Below are 16,597 nucleotides of genomic sequence, written 5' to 3'. Positions count from 1 at the left end.
CACCATCAGGTGCACGCTGCGCCGCCACAGCGCCGCCGCCGCGAACGTGAAGGGCGTGGCGTAGCCGAGGGTCAGGAACGGCAGCGCCGCCCACGTGACGCTCAGCGCCGCGCGCCCCGGGGGCATGCTGTCGGACGGAACCCGCGGCTCGTACGGCGCTGGGGCGTTCATCTCTAGAGAGTCTCCCGGCCGGATGTGGGGCGAATCGGACTCTAGATCAAGGGCTCTGTCACGGGAGGGTGAGGATTTCGTGGCCGTCCTCGGTCACCAGCAGCGTGTGCTCGAACTGGGCCGTGCGCTTGCGGTCCTTGGTGACGACGGTCCAGCCGTCCTTCCAGATGTCGTAGTCGTGGGTGCCGAGCGTCAGCATCGGCTCGACCGTGAACGTCATCCCCGGCTCGATGAGCGTGGTGGCGGACGGGTCGTCGTAGTGGGGGACGACCAGCCCGGAGTGGAACGTCGTGCCGATCCCGTGGCCGGTGAAGTCGCGCACGACCCCGTACCCGAACCGCTTGGCGTAGGACTCGATGACCCGCCCGATCACGTTCAGCGCCCGGCCCGGCTTGACCGCGCGGATGCCCCGCATGGCCGCCTCCCGGGTGCGCTCCACCAGCAGCCGCGACTCCTCGTCGACGTCGCCGCAGAGGAACGTCGCGTCGGTGTCGCCGTGGACGCCGTCGATGAACGCGGTGATGTCGATGTTGATGATGTCGCCGTCGCGCAGGACGGTGTCGTCCGGGATGCCGTGGCAGATCACCTCGTTGATCGAGGTGCACAGCGACTTGGGGAAGCCGCGGTAGCCGAGCGTGGACGGGTAGGCGCCGTGGTCGAGCAGGAACTCGTGCCCGATCGCGTCCAGCTCGTCGGTCGTGATGCCCGGCCGGACGTTCGCACCGACCTCCTGGAGCGCCTGCGCGGCGATCTTCCCGGCCACCCGCATCCGCTCGATGATCTCGGGTGACTTGACGTCGGGCTCACCGGTCTTCGGGCGCTTCTTCCCCACGTACTCCGGACGCGGAATGCTCGACGGGACCTTGCGCATGGGCGAAACGCGTCCGGGCCGGAGTAGCTGGGTCGTCATAGTGATGGAGTGTAGTCAGCGGGATCGCGGCAACGAATCCCGTGCCGAGCGCACGATCGAAAGGAGCGCCGATGGCCGGTGACGGCGGTGACTGGTGGTTCTGCCTGAAGCACATGAAGGTCGAGCACGGGCCGGGATGCCCCGACAAGGACCGGATGGGCCCCTACGAGTCCGAGAGCGCCGCGGCGGGCGCCCTCGCCCTGGCGCGCGAGCGCAACGAGGCGTGGCGCCGGGACAACGGCGACGACTAGCCGTCACGGGCTAGCCGACCCGGGCCAATCGACCACGGGCTATTCGACCACGGGCTATTCGACCACGGGCTAATCGACCACGGGCTAATCGACCACGGGCCCCGCGACCGTGTCGAGGAGCCTGGCGAGGCGGCGCCGGAGCCCGCGGGGACTCCTCGCGGGCTCCTGGCCGGCCGCCGCGCTGACCAGGTGCTGGGCGCCGTCGAACGACAGGAGGGCCTCCCGCGGCGGGACGGTCAGCGACTCGTGGGCGAGGCCCCGCAGCTCCCGGTCGCCGCCCTCCAGGGCGAGGACGGTCGCGCCGGTGCGGCGCGCGTCGTCCACCCGCTCCAGGAGCGGGACGGGCGCGTCGTCCTCGGCGACCACGAACAGCGTCTCGCCGCGCCGGGCCGCTTCGAGCCGCTCCAGCCCGACCCGCAGATGGGGCGGCGCGTCCGCCGGCGGCCGCCACCGGACCAGCGTCGGGGCAAGGCCGGGGACGTCGCCGAGGCGGCTCTCGTCGTCGAGGTGGGCCGCCAGGTGCCACGGGTCGTCGCCGGGCGTGCCGACGAGCAGCAGCCCTCCCGGGGTCCGGGACGTGACCCGCAGCGCGCGGCCGAACTCCTGCGTCCGCTCCAGCCAGCCCGTGGCCGACAGGACCTCGCGCAACATGCTGATCTGCTCGGCGTCCACGGGGACCATGGTGCCGCAACGGAACGCCCTGGACAGGGCGGTTCCGCGATGTGGGAACCCGGGAGGCGGCGGCCGCGACGCCGCCTGGCAGACTCGGCCGCATGACTGAGCAGCAGAAGACGCCCTATGACCTTCCGGACGCCGGCGGCCTGTCGATCGGCATCCTCGGCGGCACCGGGGACCAGGGCAAGGGCCTCGCGCGCCGGTTCGCGCTCGCCGGGCACCGGGTGACGATCGGGTCGCGGAAGGCCGAGCGCGCCCGGGAGGCCGCCGAGGACCTCGGCGCGGACCTCTCGGTGTCCGGTGCGGAGAACGCGGTCGCCGCGAGGGAGTCCGACGTTGTGATCATCGCGGTGCCGTGGGAGGGCCACAAGGCCACCCTTGAGTCGCTGCGCGCCGAGCTGGACGGCAAGATCGTCGTCGATTGCGTGAACCCGCTCGGCTTCGAGAAGGGCAAGGGCGCCTTCGCGCTGCCCGTCGAGGAGGGCAGCGCCGCCGAGCAGGCCGCCGCCGTCCTGACCGGCAGCCGCGTCGTCGCCGCCTTCCACCACGTGTCGGCGAAGCTGCTGCTCGACCCCGAGGTCGGCGAGATGGAGCTGGACGTGCTCGTCCTCGGCAACGACCGAGAGGCGACCGACCTCGTCCAGGCCCTCGCCGGCCGGATCCCCGGGATGCGCGGCGTCTACGGCGGCCGGCTGCACAACGCCCGGCAGATCGAGGCGTTCACCGCCAACCTCATCTCGATGAACCGCCGCTACAAGGCGCACGCCGGGCTCCGGATCACCGACGTTTGATCTCCGGCCGGCCGGCCGTACCGGTACGGTGCCGAACGTGAGGGATCCGGAAGCGGTGCAGGGACCGCTCGTCCTGCTGCCCTCGGCCAGGACGGGACCGCTGCGCGCGGTCGCCCAGCGGATCGTCCTCGCCGTGGTGCTGCTCTTCGCCGTGGTCGCGGTCGTGTACGCCGACCGCGGCGGCTACCGCGACGGCGGGGACGGGACGGTGTCGCTGCTCGACGCCTTCTACTACGCCTCGGTCACCATCTCGACGACCGGGTACGGCGACATCACGCCCGTCAGCGACGGCGCCCGGCTGGTCAACATCGTCTTCATCACGCCCGTGCGGGTACTGTTCCTCATCGTCCTCGTCGGCACCACCCTCGAGGTGCTGGCGGAACGGACCCGTGACGACTGGCGCAAGGCCCGCTGGAGGACACGCGTGCGCGACCACATCGTGGTGGCCGGCTACGGCACCAAGGGCCGCAGCGCCATCAAGACCCTGCTCAGCACCGGGGTGAGCCGCGAGTCGATCGTCGTCGTGGACCCCGACCCGCGCGTGGTCGCCGAGGCGGCGGAGGCGGGCTTCGTCGGCGTCGTCGGGGACGCCACCCGCAGCTCGGTGCTCCGGCAGGCGGCCGTCCACCGGGCGCGGGAGGTCGTGGTGGCCAGCGCCCGCGACGACACGGCGGTCCTGGTCACGCTCACGGCGCGGCAGCTCAACCCGCACGCCGGGATCCAGGCGTCGGTGCGGGAGTCGGAGAACGTCCCGCTGCTGCGGCAGTCCGGCGCCGACCACGTGGTCACGTCCTCGGAGGCGGCCGGGCGGCTGCTCGGGGTGACCACCAGCCAGCCGAACGTCGGGCAGGTCATCGAGGACCTCCTCGACCAGGGCAGCGGCCTTGACCTGGCGGAGCGCGAGGTGGGCCCGGACGAGGTCGGCGGTCCGCTCGGGGCGGTGCTGGAGCCCGTGCTCGCGGTGGTGCGGGACGGCCGGCTGCTGCCGTTCGACCACGCCGCGTGCGCGTCCCTCGCGGCCGGCGACCGGCTGATCATCGTCCGCTCGAAGCGGCGGGCCGGGGCGTCCGCCGCCGATCCCGCGACCGCGTAGCGGCCTCCGAGCAGGCGAAAGGGCCGGCCCCGCGCGGGACCGGCCCCCTGCGACCCGTGTCGGGGGTCTAGTGGTAGGAGTGCTCCGGCGCCGGGTAGGTGCCGTTCACGACCTCCTCCGCGTAACTGCGCGCGGCGTCGCCGAGCAGGCCGTTCATGTCGGCGAACTTCTTGACGAACTTCGCGGTGCGCGGGGTGAGCCCGGCCATGTCCTGCCAGACGAGGACCTGCGCGTCGGTCTGGTTGCCGCCGCCGATGCCGATCGTCGGGATGGACAGGGACGAGGTGACGCGGGCCGCGAGGTCCTCGGGGACGCATTCGAGGACGACCGAGAACGCCCCGGCGGCTTCGAGGGCCTTGGCGTCGGCCATCAGCTCGTCGCCGTCCTGCCCGCGCCCCTGCACCCGGTACCCGCCGAAGACGTTCACCGACTGGGGGGTGAGGCCGAGGTGGCCCATCACCGGGATGCCGGCGGCCACCATCGCCTCGACCTGCGGGAGGATCCGGCGGCCGCCCTCCAGCTTGACGGCGTGCGCGCCGGTCTCCTTGAGGAACCGGGTGGCGGCCGTCAGCGCCTCGGGCACGCCCGTCTGGTAGGAGCCGAACGGCAGGTCGGCGACGACCATGGCGCGCTTGGAGCCGCGGACGACGGCCGCCGTCAGCGGGACCAGGTCGTCCACGGTCACCGGGATGGTCGAGTCGTAGCCGTACACGACCATCGCGGCGGAGTCGCCGACGAGCAGCACGGGGATGCCGGCCTCGTCGAAGATCCGCGCGGTGAGCGCGTCGTAGGCCGTGAGCATCGGCCACTTCTCGTGCCGCTCCTTGGCGGCGGCGATGTCGCGTACGGTGACCCTCCGCCCGCCCGTACCGCCGTAGAGTGCGGCCGGCTGCGCTGAGGGTGCGGCAGAAGAAGACATGCGAGAACCTCCGGTCTTGAGGCGCCACGGTGGCGTACCCAGACGGAACCGATCGTGCCACTTCGAAAACGATTCGGGTAGTCCCCGGCATTCCCCGAAGTTCCGGGAATGAATTCCGAAACGGTACCGTTGCGTATCGACATGGACTCCCCCACGATCCAGCGCCGCAGGTGGGCCATCCTCGGCGTGCTGACCATGAGCCTGCTCGTGGTCGTGCTCGACAACACCATCCTCAACGTCGCGCTGAAGACCATCGCGGACCCGCACCAGGGCCTCGGCGCGACGCAGAGCGAGCTGGAGTGGTCGATCAACTCCTACACGCTGGTCTTCGCCGGCCTGCTGTTCACCTTCGGCGTCGTCGGCGACCGGATCGGACGCAAGCGGGTGCTGGTCGGCGGCCTCGCGGTGTTCGCGCTCGCCTCCCTGCTGTCGGCCTACGCGCAGTCCCCGGACCAGCTCATCTACGCGCGCGCCCTGATGGGGCTCGGCGGCGCCGCGGTCATGCCGCAGACGCTGTCGATCATCACCAACGTCTTCGAGCCGCACGAGCGCGGCCGCGCCATCGGCATCTGGGCGGGCGCGGTCGGCCTCGCCGTCGCCATCGGCCCGCTCACCGGCGGCCTGCTGCTCGCGCACTTCTGGTGGGGCTCGGTCTTCCTGATCAATGTGCCGGTCATCACCGCCGCCATCGCGCTGATGGTGTTCCTCGTCCCCGAGTCGCGCAACCCCGACCCCGGGCGGCTCGACCCGGTCGGCGTCGTCCTGTCGGTCATCGGCCTGGTCTCCCTGTCGTACGGCATCATCCGCGGCGGCGAGACGGGGGACTGGACGGCCTCCTCGGTGCTCGGCCCGATCTTCGCGGGGCTCGCCGTGCTCGCGCTGTTCGTCTGGCACGAGGCCCGCAGCGACTCCCCGGCCTTCGACGTCCGGCTGTTCCGGGACCCGCGCCTCTCGGCCGCCGTCGCCGCCATCGCGCTGTGCTTCTTCGCCGCGTCCGGCGTGCTGTTCTTCTCCAACTTCTACATGCAGTCGGTGCGCGGGCTGTCCCCGATGGAGGCCGGCGCGATGGTCGTCCCGTTCGCGGTCGCCCAGCTCGTCTTCTCCCCGCGCAGCGCCGGCATGGTCCGCCGCTTCGGCGCCAAGGCCGTCTGCACCGGCGGGCTGCTGCTGGTCGCCGGCGGGCTCGCCGGCTACCAGCTCCTCGGCACCGGCACCCCGATGTGGATCCTGTGCGCGATCTTCTTCGTGCAGGGCGTCGGGATGGCCCACGTGATGCCGGCCGCCACCGAGTCGGTCATGTCCGCGCTGCCCCGCGAGAAGGCGGGCGCCGGATCGGCCCTCAACAACGTCGCCCGCCAGGTCGCGGTCGCGATGGGCGTCGCCGTGCTCGGCTCGATCGTCGCCTCCGTCTACCGCCGCGACCTCGGCGGCGACCTCGGCGCGCTGCCCCCCGGCGCGCGGGAGACCGCCGGTGAGTCCATCGAGGGGGCGCACGGCGTAGCCGCCCAGATGGGCGCCGCCGGGCAGAACCTCCTCGAACCCGCCAACGCCGCGTTCGTGCACGCCATGCACGTCGCGTCCGGGACCGCCGCCGTCATCGCGTTCGCCGCGGCCATGGTCGTCCTCAAGTGGATGCCGGGGCGCGCCGCGGCCGTCCCCGAGCCCGCGGGGGCGGCGGAGGAGCCGCCGCGCCGGCGGGAGGAGGCGGGGGTCTGACGCCATGAGCGAGACGACGACCGGCAGGGCGCCGGGACGGCCGCGCAGCGAGCGGGCCGACAAGGCGATCCTCGATGCGACGCTCGACCTCCTCGCCCGGGAGTCCGGCGTGGCGGGCGTGTCCATGGAGGCGGTCGCCGCCCGCGCCGGCGTCGGCAAGAGCACCATCTACCGCCGCTGGCCCAGCAAGGAGGCGCTGATCGTGGACGCGCTCGGCGCGGCGAAGGCCCCGCTGCCCGAGCCGTCCGGCGCGTCGGCCAGGGAGGACCTCACCGAGATCGCCCGCGCCCTGGCCGCCGAGCGGGGACGCCGTCACCTGCAGTGCTTCTGGAACGTCCTCGGCAGCGCGGGGCGGTACCCCGAGCTGTACGCCCGCTACAAGAAGGACATCATCGAGCCGCGGCGCGCGATCGTCCGCGACGTGCTGCGGCGCGGCGTCGCGACCGGGGAGCTGCGGGCCGACCTCGACATCGAGGTGGCGATGTCGATGCTGGTCGGCTCGCTCACGCCGCGGAGGCCGCGGGAGACATTTCCGGAGGGCTACGCGGAGGCCGTCGTCGACGCGCTGGTGAAGGGAATCGGCAGCGCGCGGGACTGATTCCGGGAAATCCAGAATGGTTTTCGGCCTGGTAAGCGTGATCTTCTCCCATCGAAACGCTGTCATGCCCCATACTGTCGCTGGGTAGTTGCGTAGACGACCGGCTGTCTGGAGCGCGTCAGGTGAGATCAGTGATGGCGCCGCGTGGCGATGCGCCCGCCACCGATTCCGCGTCCCGGACCCTTGTCCTGGGCATCGACGGTTCCCGGCGGATCGTGCAGTGCGGGCCCAACGCGCGGGCCGTCCTCGGGCGCGCCCCGGAGGAGCTCATCGGCCGCCCCGCCACCGACCTGGTGGGGGAGGAGGCCAAAGCCGACCTCGAGACCCTGCTCGAGACCAACGACGTCGGGCACGAGCGCAACGGCGTGATGACGGTGCTGCGCGGCGACGGCACGTCCGCCGACGCCGTCGTGACCGCGCAGCCGATGGTCGGCGGCGACACGGGCGCGGCGCCCGCGGTCCTGCTGTACGTGCGGGTCGCGCTGCCGCCCAGCGAGCGCTACCAGGACCCGGCCCTCATGCGCCGCGCGCTGATGGACGACCAGGTCACCCGGTTCGGCGCGTCCCTCGACCTCGACCAGTCCGCCCGCGGCCTCGTCGAGGTCGTCGTCCCGCACTACTGCAACGCCGCCTCGGTGCTGGTGCTGGAGAGCCTGGTCGCCGCCGACGAGGTGCACAGCGAGTCCGGCTCGGCAGTGCTCCGCCGCATCGCCGTCACCTCCGACGACGGCAACCCCGCATGGCCGGCCACCTTCCCCGTCGGCGAGGTCCTCGTGTTCCCCGAGGGCACCCCGTACCGGCAGGTCATGGAGACGGCCCGGCCCGTCCACCTGGCGCACGTCAGCGTGGACGCCGCGTCCGAGATCGCCCGGCGGTGGCGGCGCGGCCCCGCGGGCGAGCTGCTGTCGGACGTGTCGATGGTGCTGCTGCCGATGATCGCCCGCGACACCCTCCTCGGATTCATCGCCTGCACCCGCGTCCCGGGCTTCCGCAAGTTCGACGCCTACGACGTCGAGATCGGCATGGAGTTCGCCGCCCGCGCCGCGATCGTCATCGACAACGCCCGGCTGTTCAGCCGCGAGCGCGCCACCGCGCTCGCCCTCCAGCGCAGCCTGCTGCCGAACCGGCTGTCGGCGCCCTCCTCGGTCGAGGTGAGGCACCGCTACCTGCCCGGCAGCAAGCTCGTCGAGGTCGGCGGCGACTGGTACGAGTCGATCGCGCTGCCCGGCGCCCGCGTCGCCCTCATCGTCGGCGACGTCGCCGGGCACGGGGTGCGCGCCGCCGTCACGATGGGCCGGCTCCGCACCGCGCTGCACACGCTCGCCAACCTCGAACTGCCGCCCGCCGACGCGCTGCACGTCATGCACGAGCTGATGATCGAGCTGGGCGAGCAGGAACCGCACTTCGCCACCTGCGTGTACGCCGTGTACGACGCGACGACCGGCACCATCGAGATAGCGTCCGCCGGGCACCTGCCGCCGCTGCTGTCCAGCCCGGGCGGCGCCGGCGAGTACCTGCAGGTCCCGCCGGCCCCGCCGCTCGGCGTCGCCGGCGGCGCCGCCATCGAGAGCCGCGAGTTCACCGTCGAGGACGGCAGCCTCTTCGTCATCTACACCGACGGCCTCGTCGAGAACCGCGGCCGCGACATCGACGACGGCCTCGCCCGCCTGCAGCGGATCTTCGGCCCCGACTCCGCCGACCGCCCGATGGAGGACCTCGCCAAGGCCACCCTCGCCGGCGTGTACGCCGACCAGCACCGCGACGACATCGCCGTCCTGATCGCCCGCCTGCGCCGCCTCCCCGAGGATTGCTACGCCTCCTGGACGCTGCCCGCCGACCCGGCCGCCGTCCGCCGCGCCCGCGGCCTCGTCCGCACCCGGCTGGCGGAATGGGGTCTGGAAGAGCTGGACTACACCACCGAGCTGCTCGCCTCCGAGCTGATCACCAACGCGCTCCGCTACGCGCCCGGCCCGATCGAGCTGCGCCTGCTGCTGGAACGCACCCTCGTCTGCGAGGTCCTGGACCGGTCCGCCGCCCTGCCCCGCCTGCGCCGCGCCGAGGACGACGACGAGAACGGCCGCGGCCTCCTCGTCGTCAGCCAGCTCGCCCACCGCTGGGGCACCCGCCGCACCGCGGCCGGCAAGGTCGTCTGGTGCGAGCAGATCGTCCCCGGCATCGACCCCGACGCCTCCGAACAGGTCTCCGGCTGGCCCGGCGAAACCTGGCCCGGCGAAAACCACCATCGCGAGTAGCCCAGGGGGGCGACCCCCTGGAACCCCCGCCGTGCGGCGGGTCGTGCGACCTGCGGTCGCAGCACGACCTCCGGCCGCACGACCCGTGAGGTGATCATTCAGGCAGGCCCGCACCCGCGGCTTCGACTCCATTGCCCCCGATGTGCGGAAGCAGGGCTAGCTCTGCTCTCGCCAGAGGTTGGTTATGGGGAGGCGGCGGTCTCGGCCGAAGTTCTTGGGGGTGATCTTGGGGCCGGGAGGGTACTGGCGGCGCTTGTACTCGGCTATGTCGACCAGGCGGATCACGCGGTCGACCAGGGCCGGGGCGTGGCCGGCGGTGATCAGGGACTCTCGGCCCATGTCGCGTTCGACGTAGTCGGTCAGGAGGGGGTCCAGTTCGTCGTACGGCGGCAGGCTGTCGCTGTCGCGCTGGCCTGGGCGCAGTTCGGCGGACGGCTCCTTCTCGATGATCGCCTCGGGGATGGGCTCCTCGGCGAAGGGGTGCAGGAACGGGAGGTCGGAGCCGGTCTGCGCGTTGCGCCAGCGGGCGAGTTCCCACACGGTGAGCTTGAAGACGTCCTTGATGGGGGCGAAGCCGCCCGCGGAGTCGCCGTAGAGGGTGGAGTAGCCCGTGGCGAGCTCGCTCTTGTTGCCGCCGGTGAGGACGAGGTGGCCGTGCTCGTTCGACAGGCCCATCCATACGTTGGCGCGGATGCGGGCCTGGAGGTTCTCGGCGGCGAGGCCGGTCAGTTCGAGCTGCTCCTCGAACGCCTCGACCATGCCCGCGATGGGGACGATGCGGGAGTTGACGCCCTGCCGTTTGACGAGGTCCTCGGCGTCGACGACGGAGCCCTCGGAGGAGTGGCGGCTCGGCAGCAGGATCGCGTGCACGTTCTCGGGGCCGATGGCGTCGGACGCGATGGTGGCGACGAGGGCCGAGTCGATGCCGCCGGACAGGCCGAGGACGACCGAGCGGAACCCGTTCTTGCGGACGTAGTCGCGGGTGCCGAGGACGAGCGCCGCGTACACCTCGGCGAGGTCGTCCAGCGGCTCGGCGACGGTCTGCGGCGCGACCGGGTAGGCGGGCAGGGGGTCGGGCGACACGACGTGCCGGTCGATGGTGATCGTGGTGCCGTCCAGCGCGTCCACGGGGCCGCGGGGCGGTTCCGCGCCGGCGGCGGGGAGCGCGAGGTCGGTGATGAGGAGGTGCTCGACGAAGCGGGGGGCGCGGGCGAGGGGCGTGCCGTCGGCGCCGACGACGACGGAGTCGCCGTCGAAGACCAGCTCGTCCTGGCCGCCGACCAGGTTGACGTAGGCGAGGGCGCAGCCGGCCTCGCGGGCGCGGCGGGCGCACAGGTCGAGGCGGACGTCGTCCTTGTCGCGCTCGTACGGGGAGGCGTTCACGGCGAGGAGCAGCCCCGCCCCTGACACGCCGGTGACGCTGACGGGCCCGCCGTCCTGCCAGAGGTCCTCGCAGACGACGGTCGCGACGTCGACGCCGTGCACGCGGACGACGGGCAGCCGGTCGCCCCGCACGAAGATCCGGTACTCGTCGAACACGCCGTAGTTGGGCAGGTGGTGCTTGGCCGACCGCACCAGGACCTCGCCGCCGTGCAGCCACGCGGCGCCGTCGAGCGGCGCCCCGGCGGGCTGCCCGGGCCGGACGAGCTCCACCGGCCGCCGGTCGAGGTAGCCGGTGACGACGGGGAGGTCGCCGAGGCCCTCGTCGGCGAGCCTGCGGGCGAGGCGCACGAGGGCGCGCCGGGACGCCTCGACGAAGGACGCGCGCAGCGCGAGGTCCTCCACCGGGTATCCGGTCAGCATCATCTCGGGGAAGGCGACCAGGTGGGCGTCCGCGTCGGCGGCGCGCCGGACCCAGTCGACGATCTTGTCGGCGTTGCCGTCGAGGTCACCGACGGCCGAGTTCACCTGCGCGAGCGCGATCCGGAGTTGAGCCACGCCCCCAGGATAAATCTCCTGATCTTGTTTCGTCATTGTGACGAAAAGTGCATTCCGGGCGCGCGCGGCGGTTGGATGATCACCGGAGCGAGGCGAGGGCGTCCAGGCGCGGCGGGGCGGGGTCCGCCGCCGGCGCGTAGCGGCCCGACTCGGCCAGCCAGTCCAGGTGGGCGCGCGGCGTGGCCAGCAGGGCCTTCACGACCTGGGCCGCGGCGGAGCGCTGCGCGACGGTCAGCTCCAGCCGGTCGAGCATCTCGGGCAGCCTGCGCGCCGCCGTCCACGCCTCCTCCAGCCGGTCCGCGATCCGGTCCGCGACCGCGGCGGCCGCCTGCTCGGCGTCCAGCCCCCGCGCGCGGGCGAGGACGGCGGGCATGTCGTGCGCGTCGCCGCGGGCCGCCTCCAGGTCGTGCGAGGCGAGGTCGTTGGACCAGGCCACGACGTCCGCGACGCCGTCCGCGAGCGTGCTCCAGCGGGGCGTCCGCAGCAGCCGCGCCGGCAGTTCGACGCCGAGCACGGGCTCGATGAGGTCGTACAGGAACGGCCCGCACGCCCGGCGGCGCAGCGGCGCGTACTCTGCCTCGGTGGGGACGTGCCTGATGCGGCGGTTGACCGACTCCTTCGCGCACCCGTCCCGGTGCGCCTCCAGGTGCAGCATGAACCGGCGGCGCCAGTCGCGGCTCATGCTCTTGGACGTCGTGTGCCACAGCTCGACCAGCGCGCCCTCCAGCGGCCGGGCCCCCGGCCTGGCGTGGCCGCGCCGCATCGCGCGCAGCAGGTCGTCGTACAGGGCGTGGACGGCGCTGCCGCTGTCGGAGAGCGGCGGGTGGTCCATCGTGTCGTCCAGCGCGAGCGTCCAGGTGAGCCAGCGTGCGAACAGGTCCACCGAGTCCGCGTCGGCGGCGGGGAAGACCCGCGCGGCGAGCCGCTCGCAGCGGGCCCGGCCGAGCGGCGAGGTGTCCGGATCTCCGAGCACCAGTCCCCGGCCGCGTGCCCAGGCCTCCACCTGCGCGCGCAGCTGCCACGACTCCGGGTGCATCGCCGACGGCGTCGCCAGCGCGGGCACCCGGTCGCTCATCGAGAAGAGAAGAGAGATGTCCACGACCCTCCTCACGCTAATGATCACTCGGTACGGGCTGCATGATCGCCACGTCAATTTTCGGGAAACGGCGCGGTGGGCATGATCACGGGCGGGATCGCCGCGCCGCCGCCCGCGGGGGCTGGAGAGGAATAGTTGGCAGATCGGAAAAGTGGGATAGTTCGATGATCAGGAACCTGCTCCCCCCAGGAGGAATCGTGTCCGGACCGCAGAAGCGTTGGGCACTGGCCGCGGGACTCGCCGCCCTGGCGCTGGCCGCGCCGGCGTGCGGCGGCGAGAAGGGCGCCACCGTGCAGGGTGTGAAGCTCATCGAGGAGGGCGCGCTGACCTCGTGCACGCACCTCCCGTACCCGCCGTTCCAGTCCGAGGACAAGGAGACCGGCAAGGTCGTCGGTTTCGACGTCGACATCATCGATCTCGTCGCGGAGCGGCTCGGCGTCGCCCAGAAGGTCGTCGACACGCCGTTCGAGACGATGCGGACGGGCTCGGCGCTGAACGCCGGCAAGTGCGACATCCAGATGGGCGGCATGACGATCAAGCCCGAACGCGTGAAGTTCATGGACGTCTCCGACCCCTACTTCGACGCCACCCAGTCGCTGATGGCGAAGAAGGGCAGCGGCGTCGCGTCGCTGGACGACGTCAAGGCCAAGAAGCTCGATCTCGGCTCGCAGGCGGGCACCACCGGCGAGGACTTCGTCAAGGACAAGGGCTTCGACCCCCGCTCGTTCGACAACTCCAACGCCGAGCTGAACGGGCTGCGCACCGGCCAGGTGGACGTGATCGTCCAGGACGACCCGGTCGTCAAGGGCTGGCTGAAGGACCCGGCGAACGCGGAGTTCGAGATCGTCGCGAACCTGAACACCGGCGAGCAGTACGGGATGTGGATGCGCAAGGGCCACAACCCCGAGCTCGTCAAGATCACCAATGAGGTGATCGCGCAGGCGAAGGCGGACGGCACCTACCGCAGGATCTACGAGAAGTGGATCGGGCCGATGCCGGCCGCCGGCGGCGGGTCGTGACGGCGAAGTCCGCCGAGGCCGCCGAGGTCGGGGCGGCGCCGGGCGGGCTGACCCGCCGGCGCCGCCGGCAGCTCTCCCTCGGCGGCCAGTACGGCCTGTTCGCCGCCGCAGTCGTGCTGGTCGCCGTGCTCGCCGACTGGGAGACGCTGCGGCTGAACTTCGCCAACTGGGACGTCGCCCGGAGCCTGTTCCCCGACGTCATCACGGTCGGGCTCCGCAACACCGCCGTCTACACCGCGGTCGGGTTCGGCCTCGGGCTCGGCGGCGGCCTCCTCGTCGCGCTGATGCGGCTGTCGTCGGTGCCCCCGTACCGGTGGTTCGCCACCGCCTACATCGAGGTCTTCCGCGGCCTCCCGCTGCTGCTGATCTTCATCTTCGTGGGCGTGGGGGTGCCGCTGGCCTTCCCCGGCGCGAACATCCCCGGCGGCGCGGCGGGGCAGGCCGGGCTCGCCCTCGGCCTCGCCGCCACCGCGTACATGGCCGAGACGATCCGGGCCGGGATCGAGGCCGTGCCCAAGGGGCAGCTGGAGGCGGCGCGCTCGCTCGGCATGTCGCACTCCCGGGCGATGCGCTCGATCGTCATCCCGCAGGCGTTCCGGATCATCATCCCGCCGCTGACGAACGAGCTCGTGCTGCTCTGCAAGGACTCCTCGCTCGTGCTGTTCCTCGGCATCACGCTGGAGCAGCGGGAGCTCACCAAGTTCGGCCGCGACCTCGCCGGCGAGCAGGGCAACACGACCCCGATCATCGTGGCCGGGATCTGCTATCTGATCATCACGATTCCGCTGAGCCTGCTGGCCAGGCGGCTTGAGGCGCGGCAGCGCAGGGGGCAGCGATGAAGGGGGCAGGCGAGCCGGCGGCCGGTGCGGGGCGGGCCGGCCGGAGCGCGGTCGAGATCCGCGGGCTGCGCAAGTCGTTCGGGACGAACGAGGTGCTTCGCGGCGTGGACTTCCACGTCGCGCCGGGGGAGGTGGTGTGCGTCATCGGCCCGTCCGGGTCTGGCAAGTCGACGCTGCTGCGCTGCGTCAACCTCCTGGAGGAGCCGACCGCGGGGACGGTCCGCGTCACCGGCGTGGACCTCACCGGCCCCGAGGTCGACATCGACGCCGCCCGCCGCCGGATCGGCATGGTGTTCCAGTCGTTCAACCTCTTCCCGCACCTGACCGCCCTCGGCAACGTCGTGATCGCCCAGCGCAAGGTGCTGCGGCGGGCGCGGCCGGAGGCCGAGCGGATCGCGCGGGAACTGCTGGAGCGGGTGGGGCTCGCCGACAAGGTCGGCTCCTATCCGGCGCAGCTGTCCGGCGGGCAGCAGCAGCGCGTGGCGATCGCCCGGGCGCTGGCGATGGGGCCCGAGGTGATGCTGTTCGACGAGCCGACGTCCGCGCTCGACCCCGAGCTCGTCGGCGACGTCCTCGGCGTCATGCGGGGACTCGCGGAGGCGGGGATGACGATGCTCGTGGTCACCCACGAGATGAGCTTCGCCCGCGAGGTCGCCGACCGGGTGGTGTTCATGGACGGCGGCGTGATCGTGGAAGAGGGCCCGCCGTCGCGGGTCATCGACGACCCCGCGCACGCGCGGACCCGCGCGTTCCTGTCGCGCGTCCTCGATCCGGCGGCCGCGCGGATCGGGGACGCGGCGGAGTCGGATATGTTCCGTGCAGCGGACCGGGACGCGTAACGTCGCGGTAACAGCCGCGGGGCATACTGCGAATGTGGCCGGACCGTCGGTCGGCCGGCACGCGCACCCTGCCTCGCGTCCATCGGCAGGACAGTACGGCAGGCAGTACCGAGGGAGAAGGCTTTGGACCGTCAGCAGGAGTTCGTGCTCCGCACCCTGGAGGAGCGCGACATCCGTTTCATCCGGCTGTGGTTCACCGACGTGCTCGGGTTCCTGAAGTCGGTGGCCGTCGCCCCCGCCGAGCTGGAGGGCGCATTCGCCGAGGGCATCGGGTTCGACGGGTCGGCGATCGAGGGCTTCGCGCGGGTGTACGAGGCCGACATGATCGCCAAGCCGGACCCGTCCACGTTCCAGGTGCTGCCGTGGCGGTCGGAGTCGCCCGGCGTCGGCCGCATGTTCTGCGACATCCTCATGCCGGACGGGACGCCGAGCTTCGCCGACCCCCGCTACGTCCTCAAGCGGGCGCTCGCACGGGCCGCCGACCTCGGCTTCACCTTCTACACCCATCCCGAGATCGAGTTCTTCCTCCTCAACGACAAGCCGGAGGACGGCCGCGAGCCCGAGCCGGCCGACGCGGGCGGCTACTTCGACCACACCCCGCACAGCGCCGCGCACGACTTCCGCCGCAACGCGATCATGATGCTGGAGTCGATGGGCATCTCGGTGGAGTACAGCCACCACGAGGGCGCCCCGGGCCAGCAGGAGATCGACCTCAGGTACGCCGACGCGCTCACCACCGCCGACAACATCATGACGTTCCGGCTGGTGATGAAGGAGGTCGCGCTGGAGCAGGGCGTGTACGCCTCGTTCATGCCGAAGCCGTTCACCGAGCACCCGGGCTCCGGCATGCACACCCACATGTCGCTGTTCGAGGGCGACCGCAACGCCTTCTACGAGCCGGGCGCGGAGTTCAAGCTGTCCAAGGTCGGGCGGGCGTTCATCGCGGGGCTGCTGCGCCACTCCGCGGAGATCACCGCGGTCTGCAACCAGTGGGTCAACTCCTACAAGCGGCTGTGGGGCAACGTCGGCTCCGCCGCCGGCGCCGGGGGAGAGGCCCCGTCCTACATCTGCTGGGGCCACAACAACCGGTCGGCGCTCGTCCGCGTCCCGATGTACAAGCCGCACAAGGGCCACTCGACCCGCATCGAGTTCCGGTCGCTGGACACGGCCGCGAACCCGTACCTGGCGTTCGCGGCGATCCTCGGCGCCGGGCTGAAGGGCATCGAGGAGGGCTACGAGCTTCCGCCGGGCGCGGAGGACGACGTGTGGGCGCTCACCGTCGCCGAGCGGCGCGCCCTCGGCATAGAGCCGCTCCCGCAGGACCTGGACGACGCGATCCACTCGATGGAGCGCAGCGAGCTGGTCGCCGACGTCCTCGGCGAGCACGTGTTCGACTTCTTCCTGCGCAACAAGCGCCAGGAGTGGGAGGACTACCGGCGCCAGGTAACGGAGTTCGAACGGAAGCGGCTGCTGGCGGTCCTTTGAGGGGG

At 72.2% G+C, this 16,597-nt stretch carries 15 protein-coding genes; 10 read left to right on the top strand and 5 right to left on the bottom strand.

The window, feature by feature from the left end:
- Window positions 1-229: 229 nt before the first annotated feature.
- On the bottom strand, window positions 230-1,081 hold the full coding sequence (gene map, locus IEZ03_RS07540; protein ID WP_184886549.1) for a type I methionyl aminopeptidase: 852 nt from the start codon (window positions 1,079-1,081) through the stop codon (window positions 230-232).
- Window positions 1,082-1,152: 71 nt separating this feature from the next.
- Between map and IEZ03_RS07535 the strand changes: the two genes are divergently transcribed.
- Window positions 1,153-1,332: a hypothetical protein gene (locus tag IEZ03_RS07535; protein ID WP_132046215.1), complete on the top strand. Its 180-nt coding sequence runs from the start codon at window positions 1,153-1,155 to the stop codon at window positions 1,330-1,332.
- A gap of 84 nt (window positions 1,333-1,416) precedes the next feature.
- On the opposite strand, the gene IEZ03_RS07530 is transcribed toward IEZ03_RS07535, so the two are convergent.
- Complete coding sequence (locus tag IEZ03_RS07530) at window positions 1,417-2,013, bottom strand: hypothetical protein (RefSeq protein WP_184886547.1); 597 nt, start codon at window positions 2,011-2,013, stop codon at window positions 1,417-1,419.
- 92 nt (window positions 2,014-2,105) lie between these two features.
- Here IEZ03_RS07530 and npdG point away from each other — a divergent pair, with 92 nt between their 5' ends.
- Together npdG and IEZ03_RS07520 are read left to right on the top strand one after the other, a co-directional pair.
- A complete protein-coding gene (npdG, locus tag IEZ03_RS07525) occupies window positions 2,106-2,798 on the top strand; it encodes an NADPH-dependent F420 reductase (protein WP_184886545.1) in 693 nt (230 codons plus the stop codon).
- Between the two features lie 37 nt (window positions 2,799-2,835).
- Entirely contained in the window at window positions 2,836-3,891 is a 1,056-nt protein-coding gene (locus IEZ03_RS07520) for a potassium channel family protein (protein ID WP_184886543.1), read from the top strand.
- A gap of 67 nt (window positions 3,892-3,958) precedes the next feature.
- Here the strand turns inward: IEZ03_RS07520 and panB are convergent, their stop codons facing one another.
- Window positions 3,959-4,810 (bottom strand): 3-methyl-2-oxobutanoate hydroxymethyltransferase, encoded by an 852-nt coding sequence (gene panB / locus IEZ03_RS07515; protein ID WP_184886541.1) that lies wholly within the window; start codon window positions 4,808-4,810, stop codon window positions 3,959-3,961.
- Window positions 4,811-4,951: 141 nt separating this feature from the next.
- Between panB and IEZ03_RS07510 the strand changes: the two genes are divergently transcribed.
- The 3 genes from IEZ03_RS07510 to IEZ03_RS07500 all read left to right on the top strand — a co-directional run bounded on the left by IEZ03_RS07510 (window position 4,952) and on the right by IEZ03_RS07500 (window position 9,376).
- The gene (locus IEZ03_RS07510; protein ID WP_184886539.1) at window positions 4,952-6,526 is read left to right on the top strand and encodes an MFS transporter; all 1,575 of its coding nucleotides are present in this window, start codon (window positions 4,952-4,954) and stop codon (window positions 6,524-6,526) included.
- Between the two features lie 4 nt (window positions 6,527-6,530).
- Window positions 6,531-7,124: a TetR/AcrR family transcriptional regulator gene (locus IEZ03_RS07505; protein ID WP_184886537.1), complete on the top strand. Its 594-nt coding sequence runs from the start codon at window positions 6,531-6,533 to the stop codon at window positions 7,122-7,124.
- Window positions 7,125-7,258: 134 nt separating this feature from the next.
- On the top strand, window positions 7,259-9,376 hold the full coding sequence (locus IEZ03_RS07500) for a SpoIIE family protein phosphatase (RefSeq protein WP_184886535.1): 2,118 nt from the start codon (window positions 7,259-7,261) through the stop codon (window positions 9,374-9,376).
- 156 nt (window positions 9,377-9,532) lie between these two features.
- On the opposite strand, the gene IEZ03_RS07495 is transcribed toward IEZ03_RS07500, so the two are convergent.
- Complete coding sequence (locus IEZ03_RS07495) at window positions 9,533-11,314, bottom strand: NAD+ synthase (RefSeq protein WP_184886533.1); 1,782 nt, start codon at window positions 11,312-11,314, stop codon at window positions 9,533-9,535.
- Between the two features lie 79 nt (window positions 11,315-11,393).
- On the bottom strand, window positions 11,394-12,413 hold the full coding sequence (locus tag IEZ03_RS07490; RefSeq protein WP_184886531.1) for a terpene synthase family protein: 1,020 nt from the start codon (window positions 12,411-12,413) through the stop codon (window positions 11,394-11,396).
- Between the two features lie 194 nt (window positions 12,414-12,607).
- On the opposite strand from IEZ03_RS07490, the gene IEZ03_RS07485 reads away from it, so the two are divergent.
- The 4 genes from IEZ03_RS07485 (at window position 12,608) to glnA2 (ending at window position 16,592) form a co-directional block, all read left to right on the top strand.
- Complete coding sequence (locus tag IEZ03_RS07485) at window positions 12,608-13,429, top strand: transporter substrate-binding domain-containing protein (RefSeq protein ID WP_229808107.1); 822 nt, start codon at window positions 12,608-12,610, stop codon at window positions 13,427-13,429.
- A complete protein-coding gene (locus IEZ03_RS07480; RefSeq protein WP_229808106.1) occupies window positions 13,390-14,268 on the top strand; it encodes an amino acid ABC transporter permease in 879 nt (292 codons plus the stop codon). The genes IEZ03_RS07485 and IEZ03_RS07480 overlap by 40 nt, the downstream gene beginning before the upstream one ends.
- Window positions 14,265-15,107, top strand: coding sequence for an amino acid ABC transporter ATP-binding protein (locus IEZ03_RS07475; RefSeq protein WP_184886527.1), 843 nt, complete (start codon window positions 14,265-14,267; stop codon window positions 15,105-15,107). Before IEZ03_RS07480 ends, IEZ03_RS07475 begins: the two co-directional genes overlap by 4 nt.
- A gap of 123 nt (window positions 15,108-15,230) precedes the next feature.
- On the top strand, window positions 15,231-16,592 hold the full coding sequence (gene glnA2, locus IEZ03_RS07470; protein ID WP_184886525.1) for a gamma-glutamylpolyamine synthetase GlnA2: 1,362 nt from the start codon (window positions 15,231-15,233) through the stop codon (window positions 16,590-16,592).
- Window positions 16,593-16,597 lie beyond the last annotated feature (5 nt).

The sequence above is a fragment of the Actinomadura livida genome, from assembly GCF_014648675.1.
In the GTDB taxonomy this organism is placed as follows: domain Bacteria; phylum Actinomycetota; class Actinomycetes; order Streptosporangiales; family Streptosporangiaceae; genus Spirillospora; species Spirillospora livida.
This window is presented reverse-complemented; position numbering and strand designations above follow the sequence as displayed.

Excerpts from the sequence above, each read along its gene's own strand:
- IEZ03_RS07530 (WP_184886547.1), bottom strand. The coding sequence starts at position 2,013 with ATGGTCCCCGTGGACGCCGAGCAGATCAGCATGTTGCGCGAGGTCCTG.
- npdG (WP_184886545.1), top strand. The coding sequence starts at position 2,106 with ATGACTGAGCAGCAGAAGACGCCCTATGACCTTCCGGACGCCGGCGGC.
- panB (WP_184886541.1), bottom strand. The coding sequence starts at position 4,810 with ATGTCTTCTTCTGCCGCACCCTCAGCGCAGCCGGCCGCACTCTACGGC.
- IEZ03_RS07500 (WP_184886535.1), top strand. The coding sequence starts at position 7,259 with ATGGCGCCGCGTGGCGATGCGCCCGCCACCGATTCCGCGTCCCGGACC.
- IEZ03_RS07535 (WP_132046215.1), top strand. The coding sequence starts at position 1,153 with ATGGCCGGTGACGGCGGTGACTGGTGGTTCTGCCTGAAGCACATGAAG.
- IEZ03_RS07510 (WP_184886539.1), top strand. The coding sequence starts at position 4,952 with ATGGACTCCCCCACGATCCAGCGCCGCAGGTGGGCCATCCTCGGCGTG.
- map (WP_184886549.1), bottom strand. The coding sequence starts at position 1,081 with ATGACGACCCAGCTACTCCGGCCCGGACGCGTTTCGCCCATGCGCAAG.
- IEZ03_RS07475 (WP_184886527.1), top strand. The coding sequence starts at position 14,265 with ATGAAGGGGGCAGGCGAGCCGGCGGCCGGTGCGGGGCGGGCCGGCCGG.
- IEZ03_RS07505 (WP_184886537.1), top strand. The coding sequence starts at position 6,531 with ATGAGCGAGACGACGACCGGCAGGGCGCCGGGACGGCCGCGCAGCGAG.